General features: G+C 70.0%; 14 protein-coding genes. 8 read left to right on the top strand and 6 right to left on the bottom strand.

Going from position 1 to position 16,451, the window contains the following annotated elements; translation table 11 throughout:
- Positions 1-69: 69 nt before the first annotated feature.
- Positions 70-3,087: an FtsK/SpoIIIE domain-containing protein gene (locus tag AC1C2R_RS01060; RefSeq protein ID WP_495378645.1), complete on the top strand. Its 3,018-nt coding sequence runs from the start codon at positions 70-72 to the stop codon at positions 3,085-3,087.
- A gap of 115 nt (positions 3,088-3,202) precedes the next feature.
- Here the strand turns inward: AC1C2R_RS01060 and AC1C2R_RS01055 are convergent, their stop codons facing one another.
- A complete protein-coding gene (locus AC1C2R_RS01055) occupies positions 3,203-4,192 on the bottom strand; it encodes an asparaginase (protein ID WP_495378644.1) in 990 nt (329 codons plus the stop codon).
- Between the two features lie 5 nt (positions 4,193-4,197).
- Positions 4,198-5,574: a 4-aminobutyrate--2-oxoglutarate transaminase gene (gene gabT, locus AC1C2R_RS01050; protein WP_495350683.1), complete on the bottom strand. Its 1,377-nt coding sequence runs from the start codon at positions 5,572-5,574 to the stop codon at positions 4,198-4,200.
- Between the two features lie 105 nt (positions 5,575-5,679).
- Here gabT and AC1C2R_RS01045 point away from each other — a divergent pair, with 105 nt between their 5' ends.
- Entirely contained in the window at positions 5,680-6,156 is a 477-nt protein-coding gene (locus tag AC1C2R_RS01045; protein WP_495350682.1) for an OsmC family protein, read from the top strand.
- Here AC1C2R_RS01045 and AC1C2R_RS01040 read toward each other — a convergent pair whose 3' ends face one another.
- On the bottom strand, positions 6,157-7,095 hold the full coding sequence (locus AC1C2R_RS01040; protein WP_495378643.1) for a hypothetical protein: 939 nt from the start codon (positions 7,093-7,095) through the stop codon (positions 6,157-6,159).
- A gap of 46 nt (positions 7,096-7,141) precedes the next feature.
- Positions 7,142-7,900, bottom strand: coding sequence for a lysophospholipid acyltransferase family protein (locus tag AC1C2R_RS01035; RefSeq protein ID WP_495378642.1), 759 nt, complete (start codon positions 7,898-7,900; stop codon positions 7,142-7,144).
- A 118-nt stretch (positions 7,901-8,018) separates the two neighbouring features.
- Here AC1C2R_RS01035 and AC1C2R_RS01030 point away from each other — a divergent pair, with 118 nt between their 5' ends.
- The 6 genes from AC1C2R_RS01030 (at position 8,019) to AC1C2R_RS01005 (ending at position 13,794) form a co-directional block, all read left to right on the top strand.
- On the top strand, positions 8,019-8,657 hold the full coding sequence (locus AC1C2R_RS01030; RefSeq protein WP_495378641.1) for a 4'-phosphopantetheinyl transferase family protein: 639 nt from the start codon (positions 8,019-8,021) through the stop codon (positions 8,655-8,657).
- Between the two features lie 68 nt (positions 8,658-8,725).
- On the top strand, positions 8,726-9,817 hold the full coding sequence (gene dxr, locus AC1C2R_RS01025; RefSeq protein WP_495378640.1) for a 1-deoxy-D-xylulose-5-phosphate reductoisomerase: 1,092 nt from the start codon (positions 8,726-8,728) through the stop codon (positions 9,815-9,817).
- A 194-nt stretch (positions 9,818-10,011) separates the two neighbouring features.
- Positions 10,012-11,337: a M50 family metallopeptidase gene (locus AC1C2R_RS01020; RefSeq protein WP_495378639.1), complete on the top strand. Its 1,326-nt coding sequence runs from the start codon at positions 10,012-10,014 to the stop codon at positions 11,335-11,337.
- Between the two features lie 115 nt (positions 11,338-11,452).
- Positions 11,453-12,622, top strand: coding sequence for a sensor histidine kinase (locus AC1C2R_RS01015; RefSeq protein WP_495378638.1), 1,170 nt, complete (start codon positions 11,453-11,455; stop codon positions 12,620-12,622).
- On the top strand, positions 12,619-13,281 hold the full coding sequence (locus AC1C2R_RS01010; protein WP_495378637.1) for a response regulator transcription factor: 663 nt from the start codon (positions 12,619-12,621) through the stop codon (positions 13,279-13,281). Before AC1C2R_RS01015 ends, AC1C2R_RS01010 begins: the two co-directional genes overlap by 4 nt.
- Before the next feature lie 198 nt (positions 13,282-13,479).
- A complete protein-coding gene (locus tag AC1C2R_RS01005; protein ID WP_495350674.1) occupies positions 13,480-13,794 on the top strand; it encodes an SHOCT domain-containing protein in 315 nt (104 codons plus the stop codon).
- Positions 13,795-13,849: 55 nt separating this feature from the next.
- Here the strand turns inward: AC1C2R_RS01005 and AC1C2R_RS01000 are convergent, their stop codons facing one another.
- Positions 13,850-15,103: a low temperature requirement protein A gene (locus tag AC1C2R_RS01000; protein WP_495378636.1), complete on the bottom strand. Its 1,254-nt coding sequence runs from the start codon at positions 15,101-15,103 to the stop codon at positions 13,850-13,852.
- 47 nt (positions 15,104-15,150) lie between these two features.
- On the bottom strand, positions 15,151-16,335 hold the full coding sequence (locus tag AC1C2R_RS00995; RefSeq protein WP_495378635.1) for an acetyl-CoA C-acetyltransferase: 1,185 nt from the start codon (positions 16,333-16,335) through the stop codon (positions 15,151-15,153).
- Positions 16,336-16,451 lie beyond the last annotated feature (116 nt).

Raw genomic sequence — 16,451 nt, 5'->3', positions numbered from 1 at the left:
CGTCGTGCGGCTTCGTGCCCCGATCGATGTCGCGCCGGCCGCGTCCCGCGCCTTCGGTGATCAGATCGCATGGTGCAACGATTCGACCCCGCACCGCATTCGGTGGACACTCCGCTCACCCTGCCTGCTGCGCCCGCAGAGCCGGCCCGCGCCGGCTTCCCAGTGCTGGCCACGTTCGCCCCGGTGGTCGGCGCCATCGCGCTCTGGGCGATCACGCGCTCGCCGTTCGCGCTGGTCTTCGCCGTGCTCGGCCCACTTGTGGCGATCGCGTCGATGTTGGATGCGCGGCGGCAGGCGCGTCGGCACCGCCGTCGGGCGGCGGGCGAGCGGCAGCAGCGCCTCGACGAACTCGCGGTGGAGATCGAGGAGCGCCACGTCCTCGAGCGAGCAAGTGCGTGGCGTCGCGCACCCTCGCCACGAGCGATGCTCGAGTCCGGCGAATATGCGGCTTGGCGCGACGAGGAGCCGCCTCCGATCGTGCTCGGCCGTGGTGCGGTCGCGAGTTCGCTGCGGGTCGACGGCAGCCCCGTCGACGCGGTCGATCGTGACCTGCTGCTCGGGGCCGCACGACTGGAGAATGCGCCCGTGGTCGCCGAAGTGGGTGCCGGCATCGGTTTCGTGGGCGACCCGTCTCTCGCCCGCGCCGCGGCGCGTGCTGCGGTCGTGCACTTCGCTCACAACGTGAGTCCGCGGAGCTTCGGCATCGAGGGTTCCGTCGGTTCGGTGGGCTTCGATGGTCCCGACGTGCCCGTGCGAGGCTCGTGGAGTTGGTTGCGGCTCTTGCCGCACTGGGGCAACCCGAGTCGCTCCACCCTGCTCGTCGTCGACGAAGGTGACGGTGGCGAAGAGCCCTGGCGATCCGCTGCATCCGCTGCCCGTCAGGCCTCACAGCCCGACCGACCGCCGTTCGCGGTGATCGCCGTCGCGCGCGAGGCTGCAGACCTGCCGCCGGGCCTGCAGACGGTCGTGGTGCTCGAGGCACCTGATGCAGCGACTCTGCGCAGACGCGGCGGTGTCGCCGACTCGCGGTTCGCGCCGCTCCTGATCGGTGCAGCCGAGGCGGCGGGCTGGGCCCGATCGGCGGCGCTCGCCGCGGAACGAGCCGGGCTCGGCACGCTGGCGGGCTCGCTTCCCGAGCGCGTTCGACTCGACGAGCTGCACCGCCCGGCCGTCGCATCATCGGACCGCTCGACGCTCGTCGTGGCAGTCGGCGCCGTCGATGGCGGCACGCTCGAACTCGATCTCGTGCGCGATGGCCCGCATGCGCTCGTCGCCGGCACGACCGGCAGCGGCAAGAGCGAGTTCCTGCTCGCCTGGATGGCGGCGCTCGCGAGCGCGTATCCGCCCGCGCGTGTCTCGTTCCTCCTGGTCGATTTCAAGGGTGGGGCCGCATTCGAACCGATTCGTGTCCTCCCGCACGTGACGGGCATCGTCACCGACCTCGACGAGCCCGAGGCCGAACGTGCGGTCTCGAGCCTGCGGGCCGAACTCAGGCACCGGGAATCGGTGCTCGGCGCGGCCGGCAAGCGGGATATCGCCGACCTCGGCGACGAAGTGGAGCTGGCACGACTGGTCATCGTCGTCGACGAGTTCCAGGCGATGATCGAACGGTTCCCCGACCTCGGTGCGATCATCGGCGACATCGCAGCCCGCGGACGGTCGCTCGGTGTGCATCTCGTGCTCGCATCGCAGCGACCGAACGGGGTCGTGCGCGAACAGGTCACGGCCAACTGCGCGATCCGGGTGTCGCTTCGAGTCATGCAGCGATCAGACAGCGAAGCAGTGGTGGGCAGTCCGTTGGCAGCAGAGATCCGGCCGGATTCGCCGGGTCGAGGAGTCGTCGATCGCGGCGACGGATGTCCCGTGCTTTTCCAGTCCGCGATCGCCGATGCCGCGACGATCACCGTGCTTGCAGCGCGGACGGCGGGGCTCCGGCGTGCGCGGCGCACTTGGCTGGATCCGCTGCCCACTCGCATCACCCCTGAAGGGCTCGCGGCCCTGGTTCCGCGCGGCTCCGCATCAGAACCATCGAGTTCCGCATCAGATCCATCGAGTTCCACAGACGCGACGGAGCACGCCGCGGGCTCTGCGCTCGCGATCGGCGTGCTCGACGAGCCCGAGCAGCAACGACGGAGCATCGCCCGCTGGTCGCCTCGCGCCGACGGAAGCCTGCTCGTGCTGGGCGTGCCCGGGAGTGGCCGCAGCACTGCGCTCGCAACGGTCGAGCACGCCGCCGAGCGCGCGTACGGGCCGAGCGCGGTGCTGCGACTCCAGGGCACACGCGGCGCGGTATGGGAAGGGCTCGTCGGTGTCCTGGGCGCCATTCGTGCAGAGGCGACGCCACCTCGTCTCGTCGTGATCGACGATCTCGACGCACGGTTCCGAGCATGGCCCGACGACTACCGCCTCGCTGCCCTCGAAATGGTCGAGGCCCTCGTCAGGGAAGGGCGCGGTCGAGGCACCGCGGTCGCCGCCTCCGCGGTGCAGTCGCATGGGCTCGGAGGGGCCCTCCGCGACGGGTTCGGCGCACGGTTGGTACTGCGGCACGCGACTCGTTCCGACCTCGTTCAGGCGGGCGGCCGGGGTGAACTCTGGCGAGCGGGCGACGCCCCCGGTGCGGGGCAGTGGCGCGGACACCGCGTACAGCTCGTCGAGGTGGAGCGCCCCGCGCCTCGAGTGCACCGACCGGTGCCGCAGCTCGAGTTGAGTGCCGAGCGGTTGTATGCGGTCGCCGCCGCGGCACCGCGAGCCGCGGCGACGTCGATCGCAGCCCTCGGACGAACTCCACTGCTCCTCTCAGCCGGCGGCGAATCCGCTGTTCGGGCGGCGCTGGCCACCCACCCTGCCGACGCACCGCCACCCGTCATCGTGGGCGACAGCGACGCCTGGTCGGCGAGTTGGGGCCTCACGGCTGCACTCCGGGAGGATGCCGTCCTGGTCGTCCGCGGAGGGGCGGCCGAGTATCGCTCCCTCGTGCGGGCACGCGAACTGCCCCCGCTCCTCGACGAAGGTCAGGCGCAGTGCTGGGTCGTCGAACCCGGCACATCCGTGCGGCGCGCGAGCTGGCCGGAGCGCACCGAACACTGACACCGTCTCGATACAGGCATTCACGATCGAAAACGTGCTGTGCCGCCTGTTTTCGAGACCCCGCGGCGGGTCATCCTGTTGCGGATGCCGCAAAGGGCCGTTTGGGGGATGCCGGTCAGATCGTTGCCCGGACCGCGCCCACACGGCGCTCGCCACCCATGACCCAGAGATCGAGTTCGGTCTGCACGGTGTCGATGGCGTGATCGTCGACGGCACCCGTCTGGGCGAGGAGCCGAAGCGCGATGATCGTCGACGCGCGCGACGAACCGTCGAGCACCTTGAGCGCGACCGTCGTGCCATCGGGTGCCGTCATCACCATGACGCCCTCGGCGCCGACCTTGGCGAAGACTCCGAGACGCTCGATCGCGACGGTGTCGGGCTGCCCCGGGCCGCCGACGGCCCACGCATGCTCGCGAACGGCCCCGGTGAGTGCGGCGGCCTCGCGGTACAGCGCGAACGGCGAGCCGGGTGCGGCCGTCGTGATCTTCTGGATGCCGCGGGCGAGACCGTTCAGGCTGATGGCGTGCACGGGCGCGCCGCATCCGTCGACGGCGGTCGCCGCCGGCCGCTCACCCGTGAACCGCTCGATGACGTCGAGTACTCGTTTCTGCAGCGGATGCTCGGGATCGAGGTATCCCTCGAGCGGCCAGTCGTTGGCGACGCACGCGAGGAGCATCGCCGCGTGCTTGCCCGAGCAGTTCATGTACACCCGCTCGCGGGCACCGCCGGAGCGGATGAGCTGCTCGCGCGAGACCTGGTCGGAGGGTGCGGCAGGCGGGCAGCCGAGTACCGACTCGGGCAGGGACGCCCGCTCGAGGAGACCCCGCACGAGCGCCACGTGGCCGGCGGTACCCGAGTGGCTGCCCGTGGCGATCGCCGCATCTTCGCCGCGGAGTGTGACGCCCGAGGTCATCACGGCGACCGCTTGGAACGGCTTGAGGCACGAGCGAGGGAAGATCGGGGTGACCACGTCGCCGAGAGCGCGCAGCACCTCGCCCTCGGCGGAGAGCACGATGGCGGAACCCGCGTGCCGGGACTCGATGAAATCACTACGCTCGACCACGGCGAGTTCGACGGAGTCAGCGACTGAGAATGTGCCGGCCACCTGTGCTATCCGAGCGAGGCGAGGGCGTCGTCGAGCACGCGGAGCCCGTCTTCGATGAGGGCGTCGCTGACCGCGAGGCTCGGCAGGAATCGAAGCACGTTGCCGTAGGTGCCGGCGTTCAGGAAGAGCACACCGTGTTGTGCGGCAGCGGCGACGAGCGCGGTGACGGCCTCGGCGTTGGGCGCCTTCGTCGTCTCGGCGGTACCGGGCTGCACGAGTTCGATGGCGATCATCGCCCCCTTGCCACGGATCTCACCGATGATGTCGTAACGCCGGGCCAGACGTTCGAGGCCGGTCCGGAAGGTCGCCTCGATGCGTTGCGCCTCGGCGAGCAGGCCGTCCTCCTCGATCGACTCGAACACCGCGATCGCTGCGGCGCACGCGACGGGGTTGCCGCCGAAAGTGCCGCCGAGCCCGCCGGGCTGCGAAGCATCCATGATCTCGGCGCGGCCGGTGACCGCAGCGAGGGGGAGGCCGCCCGCGATGCCCTTCGCCGAGAGCACGAGGTCGGGCTCCCAGCCGAAGTGCTCGCTCGCGTAGTAGCGGCCGGTGCGGGCCATGCCCGACTGGATCTCGTCGGCGATCATGATGACGCCGTTCTCTGTGCACCAGGATTGCAGGATCGGCAGGAATCCGTCGGCGGGAACCATGAATCCGCCCTCGCCCTGGATCGGCTCGACGACGAGGCAGGCCAGGTCGCTCGCTCCGACGACCTTCTCGAGATACGCGATCGTGCGCGCCGCGGCATCCGCGCCCGACAGGCCGTCGTGATACGGGTACGAACTCGGCGCGTGGTAGACGTCGCCGGCGAGCGGGCCGTAACCCGTCGCATAGGGGTGCGCCTTGTAGTTCATGGCCATGGTGAGGTTCGTGCGACCGTGATACGCGTGGTCGAGCACAGCCACGGCGCGACGGCCGGTGTGCTTGCGGGCGATCTTCACGCCGTTCTCGACGGCCTCGGCGCCCGAGTTGACGAGTACGCTCTTCTTCTCCCAGTTGCCTGGCGTGTGCTCGGCGAGGAGCTCGGCGACCCGCACGTACTCCTCATAGGGGGTGATCGTGAAGAGCGTGTGGATGACATCCTGCAGCTGGCTCGCCGCGGCCGCGACGACGCGCTGCTCAGTGTGACCGACGGTCGTCACGCCGATGCCGGCGCCGAAGTCGACGAACTGATTGCCGTCGACATCGACGAGGATCGCGCCGTTGGCACGCTCGATGTAGACGGGCAGGGCCGACGAGACGCCGGCTGAGACGACCTTCGATCGTCGCGCCTGCAGCTCGAGAGACTTCGGACCGGGGATGGCGGTCACGACCTTGCGCTCCTGCGGCACTGTGTAGACCGGGGCGTCGGCTGTCTGGGCGGCGATGGGGGTATCAGTCATGGTGCATCCAGCTTATCGCCGCCGCGCCGGAGCGCCGGAGCGCCGTGGCAGAGCGCTTCGAGGTGGAGAATCGAATGACAGGACCATGCTCGCATCGGAGGACGAATGCTCGGCGAACACCACTACGCGATCGAGGTCGAATGGCAGGGCGACCGCGGCGAGGGCACCGCGGGCTATCGCTCCTACGACCGCCGGCACGTCGTGCGCGCCGCCGACAAGCTGCACGAGATCGCCGGGTCGAGCGACCGGGCCTTCCACGGCGACCGCGAGCGCTGGAATCCCGAGGAGTTGCTCCTCGCCGCCCTCAGCGAATGCCATATGCTCGCCTACCTGCACGTTGCCACCAACCACGGCGTGATCGTCCGCAGCTACTCGGACGCGGCGACGGGCCTCATGCGGGAAGACGGCCGCGGCGGCGGTGCATTCGTCGAGGCGGTGCTGCGTCCGCACATCGAGGTCGCGGATGCTTCGATGGTCGAGCTTGCGCGGACACTGCACGCCGAGGCATCCGAGAAATGCTTCATCGCGGCATCCGTCGCCTTCCCGGTGCGACACGAGCCGGTCGTGACGATGCTGACCTGATCAGCCCGCCACGCTCGGCCTCGGCGGTGCGGCCGGCAGGGTCGCCTCGGGAATCGGGCAGGCATGCCCGCCGACGAGCCGGCTGCACGGCGGCAGGAAGCCGGGGTAGCGCTCCGAGCTCGGATCGCCGAACCAACGGTGCCAGAGTCGCCAGAAGTTCAGGTTGCCGAACGCCGAGCACCCGTCGCCGATTTCGGGGTCGGCGATCGCCGCCGGGTTGGGCTGGTAGGGCGTGTAGTTGTAGAGGTTGGCCGTGGCCTGGTTGGCAATGGTGACGGATGCCGCTCCGCACGCGGCATCGGGATGGAACTGCACGTCGACCACGCCGACGTGATACGCGCGGTCGGGCTCCTCGGTGTACTGCCGGAACTGCCACGCGGCGTTGTACACCTGGTTGAAGAAGCCGAAGTACTTCGTGTCGCAGTCGGCCGTGTCGGGGCATCCGTAACCTGTGGCGCGAAGGTAGCCCGATTCGCTCGGCCGGGTCAGCAGGGACTGCTCCTTCTGCAGCAGCACGAGGAGTGTCTTCGGGCTCACGCCACACGCGGCAGACACCTTCGCGATGATGCGGCTCGCGCGCTCGCGGATGCCGCCACGGTACTCCGCGCAATGCCCCGGCCCTGCGGCGGCTTGCGTGGTGGTGCTCTGCTTGTAGTCGGCGAGGCACGCGACCCGGCCGTCGGGGCGGCAGTCGAGCCCCTCGAGGAAGGCCTGGATCTGCTGTTCGCTCATCGCACCGGCGTCGTAGAACGAGTCGTCGCTCACGATGAAGCTCGGGTCGAACTGCTTCGCCGGCGGGATCGGCAGTTCGGCGACGGCGACGGCGTCCGACTGGGCCCCCGCGGCACGTGGAGTCTCGCTCGGGCCTGCGCACGCGGCGAACGAGAGCATGACGAGCACGGCCGCGGTGATGCGGGCGACGACCTTGGCGGAACTCATCGGACTGACGATACCGGGGCGAATCCGGGATCGGCTGGGAATCCGGTCACATCCGCTCGCGTGGCGCGACCCGATCGGCGAGTTTGGCGAGGGCGCCCTGCGGCGGCGTCTCGTTGTACACGCCGGCGAGCTCCTGCTCGCTCAGCGCGTGGATCGCCGCCATGATCTCGTCGGTCGCGGCCCTGCGCGCACGGCCCGATGTCGCCTGGCCGTGGCGGGCGAGATCGAGCGGCTCGCCGAAGCGCACCGTCACCGGTCGCACGCGCGGGAGCTTCGCACCGACGGGCTGGATCTGCTCGGTGCCGATGAGTCCGACGGGAACGACCGTCGCACCGGTGATGAGCGCGAGCCACGCCACGCCGGTGCGGCCGCGATAGAGGCGGCCGTCGAGCGAACGCGTGCCCTCGGGGTAGATCGCGAAGGCGTTGCCCGCCTCGAGGATGCGTCGGCCGGCGTCGAGCGCCTCCTGCGCCTGCGAGCCTGCACCGCGTTCGACGGCGACGGCGCCGATCGCACCGAAGAAAGTGCGCGAAACCCAACCCGAGAAGCCCGTGCCCGTGAAGTAGCTGGATTTCGCGAGGAACTGCACGGGCCGCGGCGACGCGAGGGGGATCACGATGCTGTCGACGAAGGAGAGGTGGTTCGAGGCGAGGATCACGGGGCCGCGCATCGGCACGTGCTCGGCGCCGATGATCCTCGGGCGATAGATGAGGCGCACGAGCGGGCGGAGGATGCCACGCACGATGCGGTAGAGGGGTCCCTGACGGACCGGTGCGGGGACGGCAGCGGCCTCGATCTCAGTCACCTTGCGACCCTACGCGCGCCGACATGCGTGGCACGGCATATCAGGATCCCGCGCGCGTCGCACAGATCGCAGGGCCCGGCGCGCCGACGACGCGGCCTTCGTGCGAGAAGATGGGGGCATGGATGTCGCGGCCGAGGGGGAGCTGATCGAGCTCGAAGCCTCGGGGGTGCGCGTCGTCGTGGTGTCGCGGGGCAGGCGCGGGCCGGGTGCCGATTCGGTGCTGCGCGGACTCGTGGCGCGTTCGACCGGAGTGCCCGCCGACGACGTTGAACTCGTGCATGCCTGCGCCGAGTGCGGTGCGCGGCACGGGCGGCCGTCGGTCGCGTACCCGCTGACGCCCTCCGGCGGGGCGTGGTACGCCGATGTCGCGGTCGCGGGCGATGCAGTGGTCGCGGCGGCGGCCACGCGGCATCCGCTCGGTGTCGGCATCGAAGCCGCCACGCTCGACCCCGGAGAAGTGATCGACGAAGCCGCGTTCCATGCGAACGAGCGCGCAGCCCTCGACGGGTTCGACCCTGCGAGCCGAGCGATCGCCCGGGCGACGCTGTGGGCTCGGAAGACCGCGCTCCTGCGCGCGGTCGGACACACGGACTTCATCGAACCGTCGCGCCTCGCGCTCACCATGCCGAGCGACGACGGCGGGGTCGGTCGCATCGAACGGAGCGTGCCCGAGTTCGGCTCGGGCTGGCGCGACATCCGATTCCACGACATCGAGGTGCCGGGCAACCGGGCCGCTTCGGTCGCGGTGCTCGGCTGAGCGCCTGAGCCGGACCGCGCGCCCGAGGCACGCGCCCGGACCGACGCGCACGCTCATACAGTGGAGGCATGCGTTCCGTCATCATCCTCGGCTCATCCGGTTCGATCGGCACCCAGGCCCTCGACGTCATCAGGGCGAACCCGCGGCGGTTCGACGTCGTCGGCCTCGCCGTCGGCTCCAACCGCGCGGTACTCGATGCCCAGGCCGCCGAGTTCGGAGTCGAGCACACGGCGGTCGGCATCGATGAGGCCGCACAGCTCGTGCGTGATGTCGACGCCGACGTCGTGCTGAACGGCATCACGGGTTCCGTGGGACTCGGGCCGACGCTTGCGGCGCTCGAGCGCGGCACCACGCTCGCGCTCGCGAACAAGGAGTCGCTCATCGTCGGCGGCGACCTCGTGACCCGGCTCGCGAAGCCCGGCCAGATCGTGCCGGTCGACTCCGAGCACTCGGCGATCGCGCAGGCGTTGCGCGCCGGCACCGCCGATGAGGTGCGCCGGCTGGTGCTGACCGCCTCGGGCGGGCCGTTCCGCGGGCGACGTCGTGACGAGCTCACCGCCGTGACGCCGGCCGAGGCGCTCGCGCACCCGACGTGGGACATGGGCCTCGTCGTCACGACGAACTCGGCGACCCTCATCAACAAGGGCCTCGAGGTCATCGAGGCGCACCTGCTCTTCGGCGTCGAGTATGACCGCATCGATGTCGTCGTGCACCCGCAGTCGATCGTGCACTCGATGGTCGAGTTCATCGACGGCTCGACCATCGCCCAGGCCTCGCCGCCGGACATGCGGCTGCCGCTCTCGCTCGGCCTCGATTGGCCCAATCGGGTCGGCGGCATCGGCAAGCCACTCGACTGGACGACCGCGCAGCAGTGGACGTTCGAGCCGCTCGACAATGAAGCGTTCCCCGCGGTCGCGCTCGCCAAGCAGGTCGGGCGCGCGGGCGGCGAGTACCCCGCGGTCTTCAATGCGGCGAACGAGGAGGCGGTGGCGGCGTTCCACGCCGGGCGCATCGGCTTCCTCGACATCGTCGACACGGTGCGCGCGGTGGTCGAGGCGCACGAGGCATCCGACGGGGCGCTGTCCATCGAGTCGCTGGGCGAAGCCGAGAGCGCCGCGCGCCGTGCCGCAGAGGCACGCATCGCCGGCGTCTCCCGTTGATCGAGTAGGCCGCCATCCCGTTGATCGAGTAGGCCCGCCATCCCGTTGATCGAGTGGGCCCGCCAGGGCCGTATCGAGATCCTCGTGCGGGGTCTCGATACGCTCCTTCGTCGCTACTCGACCAGCGAGCAACGGTGCTGAGCTCACAGCCGACCGCCAGCGCACTCGAAGGCTCGCGCACTACGCTTGCAGCCGTGGATTCCGTGCTCGCCTTCATCATCGGCGTCGTCATCATCGTGATCGGCCTCGCCCTGTCGATCGGCCTGCACGAGATCGGCCACCTCGTGCCCGCCAAGCTCTTCGGCGTCAAGGTCACCCAGTACATGATCGGCTTCGGTCCGACCATCTGGTCGCGCAAGAAGGGCGAGACCGAGTACGGCGTCAAAGCCATTCCGCTTGGCGGCTACATCTCGATGATCGGCATGTTCCCGCCCGCCAAGGGCGAGCAGGTGCACGCCGACAGCACCGGGTTCTTCCGCGGACTCGTGCAAGACGCCCGCGATTCGAGTGCCGAGACGATCACAGCGGGCGACGAGCATCGCGCCTTCTACCTCCTGCCCGTGTGGAAGCGCATCATCGTCATGTTCGGCGGACCGCTCATGAACCTGCTGCTCGCGGTCGTGCTCTTCGCGGTACTGCTCATGGGCTTCGGCGTCACCCAATCCTCGACGACCGTCGGCTCCGTCTCCGCGTGCGCCCTGCCGGCGACGAGTGAACGGCAGACGTGCGAAGCGAGTGACCCTGCCGCGCCCGGCGCGGCAGCCGGCATCGAACCAGGCGACCGCATCGTATCCGTCGCCGGTGAGCCCATCGAGACCTGGGCGGAGTCGACGGCGATCATCCGCGATCATCCGAACGAGCCCGTCGCGTTCGTCGTCGAACGCGGCGACGAGACCATCGAGCTCGAGGTGACCCCGATGCTGAGCGAGCGTTTCGTGCTCGACGACAAGGGCCAAGTGGCGACGGATGCCTCGGGCGAGCAGCTGACCGTGCAGGCCGGGTTCGTCGGCATCGGCGCTGCGAGCGAGACCGTGCAGCAACCGGTGACCGCCGTGCTGCCCGCCGTCGGTGAGAACGTCGCCGGCGTCGCCGGCATCATCCTGAACCTGCCGCAGCGCATCATCGACGTCGCCAATGCCGCATTCGGCCCGGAAGAGCGCGACCCCAACGGGCCGATGTCCGTCGTCGGCGTCGGCCGGCTCGCCGGCGAGATCGCGACGATCGACGAGATCCCGATCGCCTCGAAGGCGGCGACCATGGTCGGCATCCTCGGTTCACTGAACATCGCGCTCTTCGTGTTCAACATGATCCCGCTGCTGCCCCTCGACGGCGGCCACATCGCGGGTGCGCTCTGGGAAGGCATCCGTCGCGGCTTCGCCAAGCTCTTCCGCCGCCCTGACCCGGGCCCCGTCGACCTGGCCAAATTGATGCCGGTCACCCTCGCGGTCGTCGTCGTGTTCGGCGCGATGAGCGCGCTGCTCATCTACGCCGACATCGTCAAGCCGGTGCAATTCTTCTGAGCCGGGTGCCGATCGCGTCCGTCGCGTGCCAGATCAACTCGTACTCCCTGCGGAGTAGCGGGTGAGCCTCCGCGGGGCCGATTCCAGCCGTCGCCGCCGGCGATACGATCGGGGGATGCCTGTGCCCCCGTGGGTGGACCACCAGTGGGATGGTCGCCCCGAACGATTCCGGCCGCCGCCGGGCTTCGTGCTGTTCGCGCCGGTCATCATCAGCCTGCTCGTGCAGGTGCCCGCCGCGATCGGCATCGCGGTGTGGACCGGCGTGCCATGGGCGGCCGCGATCGGCCAGGTGGCGCTCGCCGCGGCAGGCCCGCTCGCCCTGCTCGGCGCCCGACGATACCCGGGCCCGACGGTCGCCGTCGTCGCGGCCGTCGCGCTCGCCGATGTCGTGCTCGCTCCCGACTTCGGGCCGCCGTACATCGCGCTCGCTTTCGCGATCGTGCTCGCCGTCACGCGCGGTGCCGTAGTTTGGGCGGTCGCATCAGTGGTGGTGGCCTGGGCCGCGGCGATCGTGCTCGGTTCGATGATCGGGCTCTCGTGGCATCCGTTCCGCGTCGCGTTCACGACCCTCGCACTCGCCGTCTGCTTCGGCATCGGCTGGTTCGTGCGGACCCGCCGCTCGCGCGCGTCGGCGTACCGCGCCGAGGCGATGCGCCGACGCCAGAGTGCGGAAGAGCGAGAGCGCGTGCGCATCGCCCGCGAACTGCACGACGTCATCGGCCACGCACTCTCGCAGATCAACGTGCAGGCCAGTGTCGGGCTGCACCTCATGGACCGCGACACCGAACAGGCCCGGGCGGCGCTCGGCAACATCAAGGAGACGTCGAAGTCCGCGCTCGAAGAGGTGCGCGCCGTGCTCGGCGTCATCCGAGACGGTGAGGCACCGCTCGCGCCGCAGGCCGAGCTCGCCGAGTTGCCGAGGCTCGTGCGCGGCATCCGCTCGCCCGGCCTCGACGCGCAGCTCGTCGACCGATTGGCCGAGTCGCCGCGCCGCGCGGTGCAATTCGCGGGGTATCGCATCGCGCAAGAGGCACTCACGAACGTCGTGCGGCACTCCGGTGCGTCTCACGCGACCGTCATGGTCGAGCGAGACGGCGATGAGTTCGTGCTCACCGTCGACGACGACGGCACCGGTGTCGACGCCGGAACCGCGGGCCGCGACGGTAGCGGAGTGCTCGGCATGCGTGAGCGCGCGGCACTTCTCGGCGGCACGGTCGAGCTCGGGCCGTCGTCGCTCGGCGGCACCCGCGTCACCGCCCGGCTGCCCTGGGGAGGGGTCGCATGATCCGCGTCGCGCTCGCCGACGACCAGATCCTCGTGCGTGCGGGGTTCCGCGCGCTGCTCGAATCGGAAGACGACGTCGAGGTCGTTGGAGAGGCCTCGAACGGTGAGGAGCTGCTCGAACTCGTGCGACGCGAATCCGTCGACGTCGTGCTCATGGACATCCGCATGCCCGGCAGCGACGGCCTCTGGGCGACCGAGCAGATCGCCGCCGACCCGAAACTCGCCGGAGTACGCGTCGTCATCGTGACGACCTTCGAGCTCGACGAATACGTCGCGCGGGCCGTACGTGCGGGTGCGAGCGGATTTCTCGTGAAGGACACCGAGCCCGTCGACCTCATCCGTGCGGTGCGGGTCGTCGCGAGCGGTGAGGCGCTTCTGTCGCCGGGGGTCACGAAGCGATTGCTCGAACGCATGTCGGTCGGCCTTCGCGACGCCCCCGATGAAGAACGGCTCGCCGCGCTCACCGACCGCGAGCGCGAGGTGTTGCGCCTCGTCGGCCTCGGGCTCACGAACGACGAGATCGCGGGCCGGCTCGTGCTCAGCCCGCTCACTGCGAAGACGCACGTCTCGCGCATCATGTCGAAGCTGCACGCCCGCGATCGGGTGCACCTCGTCGTCGTCGCGTACGAGTCGGGGCTCGTCGCGCCGGGCTGGCAGTAGCCGAGGCATCCGCTCGCTCACGGTCGTGCGGAAGCCGGGGGAGGAAGCGGGACAGGCCGTCAGGAGCAGGCCAAGCCCCCGACATGCTCCCCGGGGAGCATGCGAAGTGACTCCGCCGGGCGGATTCGCGGATGTCTCGCGCTCGCGAGACTCGAATCGACGGTCTGAACCGCAGACCGCACGATCACTGGAGTCATCATGCTCGCCACCCTCGCCACCACCGCGGTGGTCACCCACGCCGGCCCCTGGGCGGCCGGCTTCGGATGGGCCTTCTTCCTCATCCCGATCTTCTGGTTCCTCGTCATCGGCCTGATCGTCTTCCTGGTCACCCGCAGCCGGCGCCGCCACTGGGCGCACGGCGCACCCGACGGTTCGTACGGCCCGCCGTGGATGCGCGGCGCCGCCGCGGGTGCCGAGTCGACGCTCGCCGAGCGCTTCGCCAAGGGAGACATCGACGAGACCGAGTACCGCGCCCGCCTCGAGGTGCTGCGCGCCAACCGGCCGAACGCCTGACCGCTTCGGTCGAGTGGCGGATGTCGCAGCATCCGCCCCTCGACCGAACACGGCGCTACGTGTCGAGCGCCCGCTGCAGCGCGGCGGCCTGATGCCGGTAGCCGACCGTCTCGTAGCCGACGATCACGACGAGCGGCGCACACGCCGTCAGCACGATGCCCGCGCCCATGCTCGCACCGGCGACGACCGCGAGGAGCGCGATGCCGAGCATCGCCATGCTGAGCACGAACAGCAGGATGTGGAACCGGTCGAGTTCGCGCAGGAGCAGCGAATAGATCGTGAAGAGCGCGACGAGGAAGATTGCGACGGGCACGACCAGCGTCGACAGTGCCGCGATCTCGCCGATGTGCGCTTCGCCCTCGATCACGTACGCGGCGACGTGCAGTCCGGCGCCGGTCGCCGCGATCGAACCGAAGATCGCGAGCTGGCTGTAGCCCCACACGAATCCGCGCTCCCGGAATCGCTGCAGCACTTTGCCCGATGGCATTGTGAAGTAGACCCACCACATCCCGAAGGCGAGCAGCGTGCCGCCGAACGCGACGAGGGCCGCTTCGAGCGACCAGCCCTGTTCCTCCACCACGGCCGAAATGGCCAGGATCGTGCCGAGCACGACCTCGCCGAGCGTGATGATGACGAGCAGGCTGTAGCGTTCGGCGATGTGGTGCCCGTGCCACGGTGTGCCGCCGACGCGGCGTTCGATCAAGTACGGCCCGAGCAGCTCGAGCGTGCCGAGCAGCGCGAAGATCCCGAGCATGACGGGCAGCGACGGGTTGATGAAGATGGTCGACACCCAGCCGACCTGGATGGCGACGATCACGATCGCGTAGGCGAGCGCCGATCGCCGGTGCGCGGGGGAGTCTCGCGCGACCCTCAGCCACACCGCGACGGCCGCGAGCCGCATGATCACGTAGCCGGTGACCACCACCCCGGTGTCGAGGTGATCGCCCTCGTCGATCGAAGTGAACACCGCCGGAAGCCCGAGTGCGAGCACGAGTACGCCGAGCATCTGCACCATCGTCGCGATGCGGAAGAAGACGTCGTCGGTGTCGTAGGCCGAGGCGAGCCACGCGTAGTTGATCCAGGCGAGGCAGATCGCGAAGACGGCGATCGCGAATCCGATGATGGCGGGAACGAAGTGCCCGATCTCGAGCAGGTGCGCGGCCTGCGTTCCAGCCTGGCTGAACGCCACCACGAAGGTGAGATCGAAGAGCAGTTCGAGTGGTGTGGCGGTGCGGTGCGGCTCATCGGGGTCGCGGCCGACCATGCGCCGCAGCCGATGGTCGAGTGGCGGATGCGTCGGGGTGGTCATGCCGATATCGTCGCACGCGGGGGCGCGACGGGGCGCCACCGTGCGCGTCAGCGCGAGAGGAGCAGTGCCTCGCCCTGTCCGCCGCCGCCGCAGAGCGCGACGGCCGCGCGGCCCGTGCCGCGACGGGAGAGCTCGAGCGCGGCGTGCAGCGCGAGCCGTGCGCCGGATGCTCCGATGGGATGCCCGACCGCGATGGCGCCGCCGTGCACGTTGACGATGTCGGCTGAGACGCCGAGCTCGCGCGTCGACTCGAGTGAGACTGCCGCGAAGGCCTCGTTGATCTCGATGAGGTCGAGCTCGGCCGCCGTGCCACCGGACTTCTCGAGCGCTGCGGCGATCGCGTTGGCGGGCTGCGCGTGCAGCGAATTGTCGGGGCCGGCGACCTGGCCGGCTGCGCCGACGAGCGCGAGCCAGGTCAGCCCGCGGGCCTCGGCCCATTCGCGGCTCGCCACGATGACGGCGGCAGCACCGTCGGAGAGCGGCGATGAGTTGCCCGCGGTGATCGTGCCCTCTGCGGTGAACGCAGGTCGGAGTTTCGCGAGCACCTCGACGGTCGAGTCGGGACGCACTCCCTGGTCTTCGGCGACGATCAGGGGGGCGCCTTTGCGCTGGGGAATCTCGACCGGCACGACCTCGTCGGCGAAGACGCCGTCGGCCTGTGCAGCGCCGGCGCGCTTGTGCGATGCAGCCGCGATCTCGTCTTGCGCCGCGCGCGTGATCTCGTAACGGCCGTTGAACCGTTCGGTCGAGGCGCCCATGGATTCGTGGTCGAAGGCATCGGTGAGTCCATCGTTTGCGGCGTGGTCGAGCATCTCCCACGAGCCGTACGCCTGGCCGCGACGCGAGCCGGGTAGCAGGTGCGGCGCATTGGTCATCGATTCCTGACCGCCGGCCACGACGACGGATGCCTCGCCGAGGCGGATGAGCCTCGCGGCATCCGTGATGGCGACGAGGCCCGACAGGCAGACCTTGTTGACGGTCGTGGCTGGAACCCGCCACGGGATGCCGGCGGCAACCGCCGACTGCTTCGCGGGGTTCTGGCCGGCGCCCGCCTGGAGCACCTGGCCCATGATCACGGCGTCGACGTCGTCGGGGGAGACCCCGGCCTTCTCGAGTGCGCCGCGGATGGCGACGGTGCCGAGCTCGACCGCCGTCTGGCCCGCGAGGTTGCCGTTGATGCGGGCGAACGGGGTGCGTGCGCCGGCGATGATGACGACGTCGGGGATGCTCATTACCAGGACTCCTTCGTTCGGGTTGCGAGCGTTGCGGCTCTGAGCCTATTGTACTTACCTGAGACCTGAACCAGCTGTCAGGTTGACTGAACGCAGCAAGTCGATCCACCCCACGT

The sequence above is a fragment of the Agromyces sp. Y182 genome, assembly GCF_059445385.1.
Note: the sequence above shows the minus strand (reverse complement) of the source record. Positions and strands in the feature narration are given on the sequence as shown.